This window comes from Yersinia sp. SCPM-O-B-9106 (C-191), from assembly GCF_026183365.1.
Classification (GTDB): Bacteria; Pseudomonadota; Gammaproteobacteria; order Enterobacterales; family Enterobacteriaceae; genus Yersinia; species Yersinia rochesterensis.
On the sequence record NZ_CP110791.1, the window covers coordinates 200,223 to 213,835 of the forward strand.

Consider the following 13,613-nt stretch of genomic DNA (forward strand, 5'->3'; position numbering starts at 1 on the left):
TAATTAGCTTGAGTGGATCATTCACTAGCCGTAATAAACGGCAACTTAATGATAATGCGAGTGAATTCATCGGCTTTATTTATCACTGTCACGCCATATTCATTGCCATAACGCACTTTAATCCGCCGATCCACCAGGTTCATACCCAGCCCATCGCCATTAGGCTGCGGTTGATACAATCCGGCGTTATCCTCAACTTCCAGCACCAGAATATGGTCATCCAGCTTGCCGCGCAGGGTGATGCGCCCATTACTGAACATCTGTGAGATACCGTGCTTGATGGCATTCTCAACCACCGGTTGCAGGGAAAATGCGGGCAACCGCGCATCCATCAGCTCATTGGGCAATGAAATTTCGACACTCAGACGATCAGCAAAGCGCGCTTTTTCGATTTCCAGATACGCATTCACATGTTCAATTTCATCACTCAGTGTGACCACATCGTGGCTGCGTTTAAGGTTTTTGCGGAAAAATGTCGACAGTGAAAGCACCAGTTTACGGGCATGGTCGGGATTACGGCGGATTACCACTGACAAAGTATTAAGCGCATTAAACAGGAAATGGGGGTTGACCTGGGCATGCAGCAGTTTGATTTCTGATTGCGCCAGCATTTGCTTTTGTTGTTCAAATTCACCGGCCAGAATTTGCGCCGACAGCAAGTGAGCAATACCTTCACCCAATGTGCGGTTAATACTGGAGAATAACTTACTTTTCGGCTCGTACAGCTTGATGCTGCCCACCACCCGATGTTCTTCACCGCGCAGCGGGATAACCAAGGTGGAACCCAGTTTACAAGTCGGAGAAATTGAGCAGGTATAGGGCACGGCGTTGCCGTCGGCATAGACCACCTGATTTAGCTCAATCGCCCGGTGGGTATGGTCGGAAGTAATAGCGCCGCCCACCAGGTGGTGGTCAGAACCGGTGCCAATAAATGCCAGCAACTTCTCGCGGTCAGTAATGGCCACTGCGCCCACACCCAATTCTTCATACAAGATACGCGCCACCCGCATACTGTTTTGCTGGTCAAAACCATGGCGCAATAACCCCTCCGCTCGCGCGGCAATTTGTAAAGCTTTAGCCGAGAATGCCGTGGTGTATTTTTCGAAAATAGCCCGTCTATCCAATAAGATACGCATAAACATTGCTGCCCCGATGGTGTTGGTTATCATCATTGGCAGGGCAATGTTCTCAACTAACTCGACGGCTTCATGGAATGGGCGAGCCACCGCCAGGATAATCAGCATTTGCAGAACTTCGGCCACCAAGGTAATACCGGCGACAACCAGGGGCTGGAAGAGCAGATCAAGGCGATTTTTGCGGATCAAGTAACTGTGGAGCAGCCCGCCTAATAACCCCTCGGTTACAGTGGATAACATACAGGCGGTAGCGGTCATTCCCCCCATGGAATAGCGGTGTAAACCGCCGGTTAGCCCAACCAGAAACCCGACTGATGGCCCCCCCAGAACCCCCCCCAATACAGCGCCAATAGCGCGGGTATTTGCGATGGAGTCATCAATATGCAAACCAAAATAGGTTCCCATGATACAAAACATGGAAAACGTGAGGTAACACACCAGTTTGTGGGGCAACCTAATGGTAACCTGCATTAAGGGGATAAAAAGCGGTGTTTTACTCAACAGATAGGCAATGACCAGATAGACACACATCTGTTGTAAAAGGGAAAAAATCAGTTCGACCTGGCTAACGCCCATGTTGGATAACCACTGTAATGACTACGATTATTTATTTCTGCCGCTATTGTATCCAGATTTCTCTGTTGAGAAGTTAACCAGCCCCTTTTTTTAGCAAAAAAGCCCTATGGGGCCAAATAGCGTGTCAGTTTCTTGTTTTGCACATTTTATCTGGCGGGTGTCACTTTTTCTTTGTGTGACTCATAAAAGCATTTCCATCACATATGTGTTTCTTACACAGCTTAATCTCCTTTTTTTCACTTATTTGCGTGAGAAAAAATTTCATTAATCATAAGCCAATTTTTTTAGCACTCATTGACTATGCTTATAGTTTGGGGCGAAAAATCCTATAGCTAAGTGCGCAATCATAAAGACAGGTTAAGGCATTAAGTCTATTTATTGACCTTGATCATGCCCCATTCATTAAATAAATTACATGATTAATAGGCTTAATTTTAGCCGTGCATCTAAAATTAAGTATAAAAATCATTAAGTTAATCAAATGGAGAGGATATGCCAGTACTTCCCGACCGTCAGGTGATTAATCAGATTATTTCCGGCCATTATGCTGATCCTTTCGCCGTTTTGGGTATGCACCAAACTGAATCGGGGTTACAGGTCTGTGCGCTGTTGCCGGATGCCAAAGAAGTGTGGTTGGTTGAAACAGACACTGGGCGTAATGTGGTTCAACTTCAGAGTGAAGACCCGCGCGGCTTCTTCCTTGCCAAACTCCCTCGCCGTAAAACGCCATTCCGCTATCAGTTAGCGGTTACGTGGCAAGAAAGCACACAAATCCTCGACGATCCCTACCGATTCGGCACCTTATTGCAGGATATCGATGCTTGGTTATTGGCTGAAGGCACCCATTTACGCCCTTATGAACGCTTAGGGGCGCATTTGATGAGTCTGGATGGCGTGCCGGGTGTCAGTTTTGCGGTTTGGGCACCTAATGCTCAGCGCGTTTCTGTGGTCGGTGAATTTAACTTTTGGGATGGCCGCCGTCACCCTATGCGGCTACGGCGTGAAAATGGTATTTGGGAGCTATTCTTGCCCGGTGTGCAAGCAGGGCAGTTATATAAATTTGAGATAATAGATTGCCATGGTCAGGTGCGGTTAAAAGCGGACCCTTATGCCTTTAAAGCCCAAATGCGGCCAGAAACCGCCTCGTTAATCAGCCCATTGCCGGAGGTGGTGGAAAATACTGCTGCACGGCAAAAAGCCAATGACTTACGCTCACCGATTTCTATCTATGAAGTGCATCTCGGTTCGTGGCGACGTCATACCGAAAACAATTTTTGGCTCAGTTACGGCGAGTTAGCTGAACAACTAGTTGAATACGTTAAATATATGGGGTTTACCCATGTGGAATTACTGCCCATTAATGAACATCCGTTTGATGGCAGTTGGGGCTATCAGCCGTTAGGTTTATATGCGCCGACCCGCCGATTTGGTACGCCGCAGGATTTCAAAGATTTCGTCGCCAAATTCCATGAAGCAGGAATTAACGTCATTCTTGACTGGGTTCCCGGTCATTTCCCCAGTGATGAACATGGATTATCAACTTTTGACGGCACCGCCTTATATGAATATGCCGATCCGCGCGAAGGCTACCATCAGGATTGGAATACCCTGATTTATAACTATGGACGCAATGAAGTTCGTAACTATTTGGCGGGAAATGCATTTTATTGGATGGAGCGTTTTGGCATCGATGCATTGCGTATTGATGCTGTTGCTTCAATGATTTACCGCGATTACAGCCGTGCTGAAGGGCAATGGGTACCCAATTATTACGGCGGGCGCGAAAATTTGGAGGCGATTGCCTTTCTGCGCTACACCAATCACACCATCGGTGTTGAGCGCCCCGGCGGCGTCACTATGGCCGAGGAGTCTACTGACTTCCCTGGGGTGACATTACCTCCTGATGCGGGTGGATTGGGCTTTAATTATAAGTGGAATATGGGCTGGATGCATGACACGCTCAATTACCTACAATGTGACCCTATTCACCGCAAATACCACCATAATCTCATGACTTTCGGTATGTTATACGCCTATACCGAGAACTTTATTTTACCGATTTCGCACGATGAAGTCGTCCATGGCAAACATTCGATTCTCGACCGCATGCCCGGCGATGCATGGCAAAAATTTGCCAACTTACGGGCGTATTATGGGTTTATGTGGGCGCATCCGGGCAAGAAATTGCTGTTTATGGGGTGTGAGTTTGCCCAAGGGCGCGAGTGGAATTTCGATACCAGCTTGGACTGGCACCTGCTGGATGATGAAAATGGTTGGCATAAGGGAGTGCAGCGGTGGGTTCGCGATCTTAATCATTGTTATCAAAGACATGCGCCATTGTATGAATTGGATTACCAACCTGCCGGTTTTGAATGGCTGGTGGTGGATGACCATGAAAACTCGGTATTTGCTTTCCTGCGCCGTGATGCTGATGGTAACGAACTGATTGTTATCAGCAATTTCACACCGGTTCCGCGCTATAACTACCGCGTAGGTATCCCGCAGGGCGGGCATTATCGCGAAGTGCTGAATTCTGACTCTGAGTTTTATCGTGGTAGCAATATGGGTAATCAGGGCGGTATTCATAGCCATGATGTAGGCAGCCATCATCACCCCCATTCATTACTGTTAACTCTGCCGCCGCTGTCGACTATTTATCTGGTGCGGGAGGGTTAGGATGACGAGGTTGACGAGTGGCTCTCCGACACCGGCTGGCGCTCATTTTGATGGGAGCGGGATAAATTTCACCCTGTTTTCGGCCAATGCCGAGCAGGTCGAACTGTGTCTGTTCGATGATGATAATCAGGAATTCCGCATTCCGTTACCGGCCCGCAGTGGGGATGTTTGGCATGGTTATCTTCCCGGAGGAAAGCCGGGGCAGCGCTATGGTTACCGTGTCAGCGGGCCATTTTCCCCGCAACAAGGCCACCGTTTTAATCCGCATAAGTTATTAATAGACCCTTGCGCCCATGCGCTAGACCGAAAAGTAGGCGATGACCCCAGATTAAATGGCGGGGTGAATCAGCCCGACGATCGCGACAGTTCTGCCGCCGCGCCTAAGTGTATTGTGGTGCACGAAACATATGACTGGCAGGGGGATAGTCCTCCAGCGATTCCTTGGGGCAATACCGTCATTTATGAAGCCCATGTGCGCGGTTTAACCCAATTGCACCCGGATATTCCCGCGAACCTGCGCGGTACTTACGCCGGTTTGGCTCATCCCGCCATGATCCGCTATTTGAAAAAACTGGGTATTACCACCTTGGAACTGTTGCCGGTGCAATTTCATGTTGATGAGCCACGGTTACAGAAAATGGGGCTGAGTAATTACTGGGGCTATAACGTATTAGCGCCCTATGCGGTTGATCCAGAATATGTTTCTGGTCGCGAGGGCATCTCCCCGCTGCAAGAGTTGCGCGATGCAGTTAAAGCCCTGCATAAGGCCGGCATTGAAGTCATTTTGGATGTGGTGTTCAACCATTCGGCTGAACTAGATGTATTCGGCCCCACGTTGTGCCAGCGGGGGATCGACAATGCCAGTTACTACTGGCTGACTCCTGAGGGCGAATACGACAACATGACCGGCTGTGGCAATGCGCTGCGTCTTAGTCAGCCTTATGTGATGCAGTGGGTGCTTGACTGCCTGCGTTATTGGGTTGATAGCTGCCACATTGATGGTTTCCGTTTTGACTTGGGCACAGTTTTGGGCCGCACACCGGATTTTGATCAGCATGCGCCCTTGTTTGCCGCACTGGCCGCGGATGAAAAACTCAGTGCCTGCAAGATGATTGCGGAACCCTGGGATATCGGCTGGGGAGGCTATCAACTGGGGAACTTCCCGACTGGTTTTAGCGAATGGAATGACCAATATCGCGATGCCATGCGCCGCTTCTGGTTACGCGGTGATTTACCTTTAGGGCAATTCGCCCAGCATTTTGCCGCTTCCAGCCATTTATTCAGACATCGGGAGCGTTTGCCTTCCGCCAGTATCAATCAAATTACCGCCCATGATGGTTTTACCTTGCAGGATTTGCTGTGCTTTAACCAAAAACACAATGAAATCAATGGCGAAGAGAACCGTGATGGCAGTGATAACAATCTTAGCAATAATTTTGGTAGTGAGGGTTTGGTCGCGGATGACGCTATCTGGCAACGGCGCAAAGCTTGCCAGCGGGCATTGCTGGCGACTTTGTTGCTTTCGCAGGGAACGCCAATGCTGCTTGCTGGCGATGAACATGGTCATAGTCAGCAAGGCAACAACAATGCGTACTGTCAAAACAACATTCTCACTTGGCTTGATTGGGGGAGTCGCGATCGTGAATTAACAGCATTTACCGCCGCACTGATTCAGTTACGCCAGCAAATTCCTGCGCTGATTAAAGACACATGGTGGGAGGACGGCGATGGCAATGTGCAATGGTTGGATAGCCGGGGACAAGCGTTGAGTGATTCGGCTTGGGAGCATGGCTGCCAGAAACAACTGCAAATCCTGTTATCTCAGCGCTGGTTGGTGGTGATAAATGCCACGGATCAACAGTGTGAAATGCATTTACCTGCGGGGGAATGGGTGGTGGTTCCTCCTTTTGAGCCGTCAGAGCATACGGAATTATTAACCGTGTGGAACGGCTCTGCACATGCCGTTTGCGTGCTCGCACAGAAATTTTAAGGAGTCTCGATGGTTAAGTTTGAGAGCAAAGACCCGCTGATGTTAGCCAGATTATTACCGAATAAATCGGTGGCACTAATCTTGGCGGGTGGTCGTGGTTCACGGCTGAAAGATTTAACAGCTACCCGTGCAAAGCCCGCTGTCCATTTTGGTGGCAAATTTCGCATCATTGATTTTGCGCTATCCAACTGTCTGAATTCCGGTATCCGGCGCATCGGCGTGATAACACAATATCAATCCCATAGTCTGGTTCAGCATATTCAACGCGGTTGGTCATTCCTCAATGAGGAAATGAACGAGTTTATCGACTTATTGCCCGCTCAACAGCGCCTGAGCACTGAGCAGTGGTACAAAGGCACCGCTGATGCGGTTTACCAGAACTTGGATATTATCCGCCGCTACCAAGCGGAATACATCGTCATTCTAGCGGGTGACCATATCTACAAAATGGACTACTCCCGCATGTTGCTCGACCATGCCGAAAAAGGGGCGCAATGCACTGTGGCGTGTATCCCGGTGCCAATTAAAGAAGCCACTGAGTTTGGTGTCATGGAAGTTGCCGAGGATTATCAGATAACCGCTTTCTATGAAAAACCGGCTAATCCTCCCGCGATGCCAGGCCGCCCGGATATGGCGCTCGCCAGTATGGGCATCTACATTTTCAATGCCGATTATCTGTTTAAACTCTTAGAAGACGACCAGAGTACCCCCGGCTCTAACCATGATTTTGGTCAAGATATCATTCCGAAATTGACGGAACAAAAAGTGGCCTGGGCGCATCCGTTTGACCTTTCCTGTGTGACCTCGAATGCTGAATTGCCCCCTTACTGGCGTGATGTCGGGACGCTGGACGCCTATTGGCGAGCCAACCTCGATTTGGCGTCGGTCACTCCAGAGCTGGATATGTATGACCGCGATTGGCCGATTCGTACCCATATGGAACCACTGCCGCCGGCCAAGTTTGTGCAAGACCGCTCCGGTAGCCATGGTATGACCATGAACTCCTTGGTTTCCGGTGGTTGTATTGTTTCCGGCTCGGTAGTGGTGCATTCGGTGTTATTCCCACGAGTGCGGGTCAATTCGTTCTGCACCATTGATTCCACATTACTGCTACCGGATGTCAATGTTGGCCGTTCCTGCCGGCTACGCCGCTGCATTATTGACCGTGCCTGCCAAATACCCGAGGGGACGGTTATTGGGGAAAACGCCGAAGAAGATAGTAAGCGTTTTTACCGCTCGGAAGGTGGGGTGGTGTTAGTGACGCGGGCAATGCTCGCTAAACTTAAAAGTGAATAGGAAAAATGATGCGGGTTCTACACGTATGTTCTGAGCTATTCCCATTGTTAAAAACCGGGGGATTGGCCGACGTTGTTGGTGCTTTACCTGCCGCCCAAATTGCTGAGGGGGCCGATGTTCGGGTCATGCTGCCGGCTTTTCCTGATTTGCGCCGGGGCATTCCAGACACGGTTTTGGTCAGGGAGATTGATACCTTTGCAGGCCGTGTTTCATTACGTTATGGGCATTATCAGGGTATTGGTATTTACCTGATTGATGCACCGGGTCTCTATGACCGGGCAGGTAGCCCGTATCACGACCAATCTTTACATGCTTATGCCGATAACTATCGTCGTTTTGCATTACTGGGATGGATGGCTTGCGAACTGGCTTGTGGTCTGGATGGTTACTGGCGTCCTGAGGTGGTACATGCCCATGACTGGCATGCTGGGCTAGCCTGTGCTTATCTCGCCGCACGCGGTCGCCCTGCGCGATCGGTATTTACCGTCCATAATTTGGCTTATCAAGGGTTGTTTTCTGGTCATCATTTGGCTGAAATACAACTACCCGCTGCATTCTTCCAAATGTACGGGCTGGAGTTTTACGGCCAAATTTCCTATCTGAAAGCTGGGCTGTTTTTTGCTGACCATGTCACCACGGTCAGCCCGACCTATGCTAAGGAAATTACCCAACCCGCTTTTGGCTACGGCATGGAGGGGTTGCTACAAGAGCGGGCCAGTCAGGGACGATTGACCGGGATCCTCAATGGCGTAGACAGCAATATTTGGGACCCCCAAACAGATGCTTTGCTCCATGCTCGCTATGATGCAGAAAACCTGCAAAAGAAAGCGGTGAATAAAGCACACTTGCAAACCACTATGGGCTTGGAAGTCACTGAAAAGAAACCTATTTTTTCCGTAGTCAGCAGGCTGACGGAGCAAAAAGGGTTAGATTTAGTGCTGGAGGCGCTGCCTGATTTACTGAAATTGGGCGGACAATTGGCTGTTCTGGGCGCGGGGGATGCCATTTTGCAAGAGGCGTTTTTGGCGGCTGCGGCAGACTATTCCGGCCAGGTTGGGGTACAAATAGGTTATCACGAAGCATTCTCGCACCGAATCATTGCTGGTGCGGATGTGATTCTGGTACCCAGCCGTTTTGAACCCTGTGGGCTAACACAGTTGTATGGTTTGAAGTATGGCACATTGCCGCTGGTCCGGCATACGGGCGGGTTGGCAGATACCGTGGTGGATTGCGCGCTAGAAAATCTGGCTGATGGCAGCGCCTCGGGGTTTGTGTTTGATGAATGCGATGCACAGGCATTGGTGCGGGCGATTCGCCGTGCTTTTGTGCTGTGGAGTCGACCAAAACATTGGCGTCATGTTCAGCGCCACGCGATGGGGTTGGACTTTGGTTGGCAAGTAGCAGCGGCAGATTATCTGTCACTTTATCGGCGTCTTTAATTGTCGATTTGTTGTAACCACGAATTGGGAAAAACGCTATGACATCACCGTTCAGTTATACCTCACCTGTTGTCAGTGTGGACGCGCTGAAACACTCCATTGCCTACAAATTGATGTTTATTGTGGGTAAAGATCCCACTATTGCGACTCAGCACGATTGGCTGAATGCGACCTTATTTGCCGTGCGCGACCGGATGGTTGAACGCTGGCTGCGTTCTAATCGCGCACAATTATCACAGGATGTTCGGCAGGTTTATTATCTGTCGATGGAGTTTCTCTTGGGGCGAACGCTCTCTAATGCCCTGTTATCGATGGGAATTTATGAGGATATCGAGCAGGCGCTGGATGAAATGGGCCTCAATCTATCTGAGCTGTTGCAAGAAGAAAATGACCCCGGTCTCGGCAATGGCGGGTTAGGGCGATTGGCGGCGTGTTTTCTGGACTCACTGGCCACATTGGCACTGCCGGGGCGCGGCTACGGCATTCGCTACGAATATGGCATGTTCAGCCAGAAAATCGTCAATGGCCAACAGATGGAATCGCCGGATAACTGGCTGGAATATGGTAACGCCTGGGAGTTCCCGCGGCACAATACCCGCTATAAAGTGCGTTTTGGTGGCCGGATTCAGCAAGAAGGCAGCAAAGTCCGCTGGCTGGAAACTGAAGAAATCCTCGCCTGCGCTTATGATCAAATCATCCCCGGTTTTGATACCGACGCCACAAATACACTTCGCTTATGGTCTGCGCAGGCCAGTAATGAAATCAATCTGGGGAAATTCAATCAGGGCGATTACTTCGCGGCGGTTGAAGATAAAAACCATTCAGAAAACGTCTCTCGGGTGCTTTACCCCGATGACTCGACCTACTCCGGGCGCGAACTGCGCCTGCGGCAAGAATACTTTTTAGTCTCCGCCACTGTGCAGGATATTCTCAGCCGCCATTGGGCGATGCATCAAACCTTCGATAATTTGGCTGATAAGATTGCTATTCACCTCAATGATACTCATCCGGTGCTCTCTATCCCTGAGATGATGCGTTTGCTGATTGATGAGTATAAATTTAGTTGGATGGACGCCTGGGATGTGGTGCAGCAAGTGTTTTCCTACACCAACCACACCCTGATGAGTGAGGCGCTGGAGACTTGGCCCATCGACATGATTGGCAAGATCCTGCCGCGCCATCTGCAAATCATCTTTGATATCAATGACCATTTCCTCAAACTGGTGCAGGAACAATATCCGAATGAGCCAGAATTGCTGCCGCGTGTATCAATTATTAATGAGCATGATGGCCGGCGAGTTCGTATGGCCTGGCTTGCGGTGATCGCCAGCCATAAAGTGAACGGCGTGTCGGCCCTGCATTCAGAATTAATGGTGCAATCGCTGTTTGCCGATTTTGCCCGTATTTTCCCTAATCGTTTCTGTAATAAAACTAATGGCGTCACCCCACGGCGCTGGCTGGGGCTGGCTAACCGGCCATTGGCGGCGGTGTTGGATGACAGCATCGGCCACAACTGGCGCACTGATTTGAGCCAACTCAGCGAGCTGGAAAAGAATCTCGATTACCCGAGTTTCTTGCAGGCGCTACAGAAAGCCAAGCTGGAGAACAAGAAGCGGCTGGCTGTCTATATTGCTGAAAAACTGAATATTGTGGTGAATCCTGCGGCGCTGTTTGATGTGCAAATCAAGCGCATTCATGAATACAAACGGCAGTTATTGAATGTGCTGCATGTGATAACTCGCTATAACCGCATTCTCGAAGCTCCTGATGAGAAATGGGTGCCGCGCGTGGTGATTTTTGCCGGGAAAGCGGCATCAGCCTACTATAGTGCGAAGCAAATCATTCGCTTGATCAATGATGTAGCGAAAGTGATCAATAATGATCCACGGATTAATAATCTACTGAAAGTGGTATTCATCCCGAACTACAGTGTCAGCCTGGCGCAGTTGATCATTCCGGCGGCGGATCTCTCCGAACAGATCTCATTGGCGGGTACCGAGGCATCAGGAACCAGTAATATGAAATTTGCGCTGAATGGGGCGCTGACGATTGGCACTCTGGATGGGGCGAATGTCGAGATCCGCGAACATGTGGGCGAGGAGAATATTTTTATCTTTGGTAATACTACCGAGCAGGTTGAGGCGCTGCGTAACAGTGGCTATAACCCACGGAAATATTACGACGAAGATCCGGAGCTGCATTTGGTCTTGACGCAAATTGCCACCGGCGCTTTCAGCCCAGAAGAACCTCAGCGATACACCAGCTTGTTTGATTCACTGGTTAATCTGGGTGATCACTATCAATTACTGGCAGATTATCGCAGCTACGTGGATACCCAAGAGCAAGTCGATATACTCTATCGCCATCCGGATGAATGGACACGTAAAACCTTACTCAATATCGCCAATATGGGCTATTTCTCGTCAGACCGGACCATTGAAGAGTATGCCGATGATATTTGGCATATTAAGCCAATCAAGCTCTAAATATTCGGTGAGTTAATAACAAAAAACCTCTTCAGCAGCGAACTGTGAAGAGGTTTTTTTAACAGATTAATGATGAGTATTTGCTATCAGGAAACTAAGGACAATGTCTGTTGTTTCTTCGCCTGAACGTGCGCTAGCCATTCGGCAATCCGCTGTTTTTGCGCTTCATCTAGCATCATACCTAACTTGGTGCGCCGCCAGATGGCATCATCGAGTTCAATAACCCACTCTTTTTCAACCAGATAGCGCAATTCTGCTTCATACAAACCATGGCCAAAATGTTCGCCCAAGCTGTCGAGGCTGGTGGCTTCCGCCAAAATTAGTTCGCTGTGGCTGCCATAGGTACGGGTATAGCGGCGCGCTAACCCTTCTGGTAGCCAGTTATAGCGATGGCGCAACTGCACAGTATAGTTATCACGGCTGCCGCCAATATCTCCGCCCGGTAAAGAGCCAGTTTTCGTCCACGCCGGGCCAACATTTGGATAATAGCCGGACAGTTTTTCCAGCGCGTGTTCTGCCAGTTTGCGGTAAGTGGTCAGTTTGCCGCCAAATACCGACAGCAGCGGCGCTTTGCCGCCTTCATCCGCGACATCCAGTGTGTAATCGCGGGTAACCGCTTGCGGCGAATCTGATTCATCATCACATAGCGGACGGACACCAGAGTAAGTCCAGACGATATCGTCGCGACCCAGCTGCTTTTTAAAGTGGTCGTTATAGACCTTCAACAGATAATCAATTTCCTGATCATCTATTTTCACCTCTTTAGGATCGCCGTGATATTCCACGTCGGTGGTGCCGATGATGGAATATTCATCCAACCATGGAATGACGAAGACAATACGATGGTCTTCGTTTTGTAGAATATAGGCTTGTGGTTGGTTATGAACTCGCGGCACCACAATATGGCTGCCTTTAATTAGGCGGATACCATAAGGTGATTTGAGTTTCAGGCCATCATCGAAGAACTGTTTAACCCATGGGCCGGTGGCATTCACCAAACCTTTAGCACGCCAGGTAAAGGTTTGGCCGGTGTCGACATCCACAGCTTCCACCATCCATAAACCTTGCTCACGCCAGGCGCGAGTCACTTTGGTGCGAGTACGCACTTCGCCGCCGCGCTCGACCACTTCCTGAGCATTCAATACCACCAGACGGGCATCATCGACCCAGCAGTCTGAATATTCGAAACCGCGCACTAATTCGGGCTTCAATACTGATTCTGGTCCAAAACGCAGCCCTTTACTGGCTGGCAGGCTGGTGCGTTTGCCCAAGTGGTCGTACAAGAATAAGCCGGTGCGAATCATCCAAGCCGGGCGCAGATGGGGCTGATGGGGTAGGCGGAAGCGCATCGGGAAAGCAATATGAGGAGCCATTTTCAGCAAAACCTCACGTTCGGCCAATGCTTCACTGACCAAGCGGAACTCATAATGTTCCAGATAGCGCAGGCCACCGTGGATGAGTTTGGAACTGGCGGAAGACGTAGCGCAGGCCAAATCTTGTGCTTCCAGCAGCAGAACGGACAGGCCACGCCCTGCAGCGTCAGCAGCGATACCGGCACCATTAATGCCGCCACCGATCACGATCAAGTCTTTGGTTTCCATGCTTACCTCCTCCGGATGTTCGAAACAGCTCTTTAATGTTCGTTTTCGCTCATGATTGTAATCAAAAACCAACAAACAAGCCAAGACTTAACCAAAAAAAAACATTTATGCGTGATGGAAGTAACAGTTTTGTTATCAGGATGTGGGGGGGAGGTTTGGATTTGGATTTGGATTTGGATTTGGTGAATAGTTGATCTGGTTTGGTTGTTAGAGCATTTGAGTCAAGAGCAAATTGGATTATTGTTTCGGTTGATATTCGTTCAGTGATCACCTGGCTCTCGCCGCCTCAACCGAGCAGGAGGGCAGGCCGGCCCTCCTGCACCTGCGGCTTGCGCGAAATATTACTGCTATTCGCAGTCCCCTCCGGTAGTCGTTGGCCTTATCGAGCCAGCGCGATGGGCATCCCTGCCCAA

General features: G+C 49.8%; 7 protein-coding genes. 5 read left to right on the top strand and 2 right to left on the bottom strand.

The window, feature by feature from the left end; all coding sequences use genetic code 11:
- Nucleotides 1–17: 17 nt before the first annotated feature.
- The gene (locus OP863_RS00775; RefSeq protein WP_145510066.1) at nt 18–1,712 is read right to left on the bottom strand and encodes a sensor histidine kinase; all 1,695 of its coding nucleotides are present in this window, start codon (nt 1,710–1,712) and stop codon (nt 18–20) included.
- Nucleotides 1,713–2,204: 492 nt separating this feature from the next.
- On the opposite strand from OP863_RS00775, the gene glgB reads away from it, so the two are divergent.
- Genes glgB through glgP form a run of 5 tightly spaced genes read left to right on the top strand, consistent with a single transcriptional unit; the run spans nt 2,205 to nt 11,599 of the window.
- Complete coding sequence (gene glgB, locus OP863_RS00780) at nt 2,205–4,388, top strand: 1,4-alpha-glucan branching protein GlgB (protein ID WP_145588041.1); 2,184 nt, start codon at nt 2,205–2,207, stop codon at nt 4,386–4,388.
- Nucleotide 4,389: 1 nt separating this feature from the next.
- A complete protein-coding gene (gene glgX / locus OP863_RS00785; RefSeq protein WP_265525781.1) occupies nt 4,390–6,378 on the top strand; it encodes a glycogen debranching protein GlgX in 1,989 nt (662 codons plus the stop codon).
- Nucleotides 6,379–6,387: 9 nt separating this feature from the next.
- The gene (gene glgC / locus OP863_RS00790; RefSeq protein ID WP_145588037.1) at nt 6,388–7,674 is read left to right on the top strand and encodes a glucose-1-phosphate adenylyltransferase; all 1,287 of its coding nucleotides are present in this window, start codon (nt 6,388–6,390) and stop codon (nt 7,672–7,674) included.
- 8 nt (nt 7,675–7,682) lie between these two features.
- Nucleotides 7,683–9,113 carry a glycogen synthase GlgA gene (gene glgA / locus OP863_RS00795; protein WP_265526299.1) on the top strand — a complete coding sequence of 477 codons (1,431 nt, stop codon included), beginning with the start codon at nt 7,683–7,685 and terminating at the stop codon, nt 9,111–9,113.
- Nucleotides 9,114–9,151: 38 nt separating this feature from the next.
- The gene (gene glgP / locus OP863_RS00800) at nt 9,152–11,599 is read left to right on the top strand and encodes a glycogen phosphorylase (RefSeq protein WP_265525782.1); all 2,448 of its coding nucleotides are present in this window, start codon (nt 9,152–9,154) and stop codon (nt 11,597–11,599) included.
- Nucleotides 11,600–11,685: 86 nt separating this feature from the next.
- Here glgP and glpD read toward each other — a convergent pair whose 3' ends face one another.
- Nucleotides 11,686–13,200: a glycerol-3-phosphate dehydrogenase gene (glpD, locus tag OP863_RS00805; protein WP_145591564.1), complete on the bottom strand. Its 1,515-nt coding sequence runs from the start codon at nt 13,198–13,200 to the stop codon at nt 11,686–11,688.
- Nucleotides 13,201–13,613 lie beyond the last annotated feature (413 nt).

What these genes read in the sequence shown, in the direction of transcription:
- glgP (WP_265525782.1), top strand. Translation starts at nt 9,152, where the DNA reads ATGACATCACCGTTCAGTTATACCTCACCTGTTGTCAGTGTGGACGCG.
- OP863_RS00775 (WP_145510066.1), bottom strand. Translation starts at nt 1,712, where the DNA reads ATGGGCGTTAGCCAGGTCGAACTGATTTTTTCCCTTTTACAACAGATG.
- glgX (WP_265525781.1), top strand. Translation starts at nt 4,390, where the DNA reads ATGACGAGGTTGACGAGTGGCTCTCCGACACCGGCTGGCGCTCATTTT.
- glgB (WP_145588041.1), top strand. Translation starts at nt 2,205, where the DNA reads ATGCCAGTACTTCCCGACCGTCAGGTGATTAATCAGATTATTTCCGGC.
- glgA (WP_265526299.1), top strand. Translation starts at nt 7,683, where the DNA reads ATGCGGGTTCTACACGTATGTTCTGAGCTATTCCCATTGTTAAAAACC.
- glgC (WP_145588037.1), top strand. Translation starts at nt 6,388, where the DNA reads ATGGTTAAGTTTGAGAGCAAAGACCCGCTGATGTTAGCCAGATTATTA.
- glpD (WP_145591564.1), bottom strand. Translation starts at nt 13,200, where the DNA reads ATGGAAACCAAAGACTTGATCGTGATCGGTGGCGGCATTAATGGTGCC.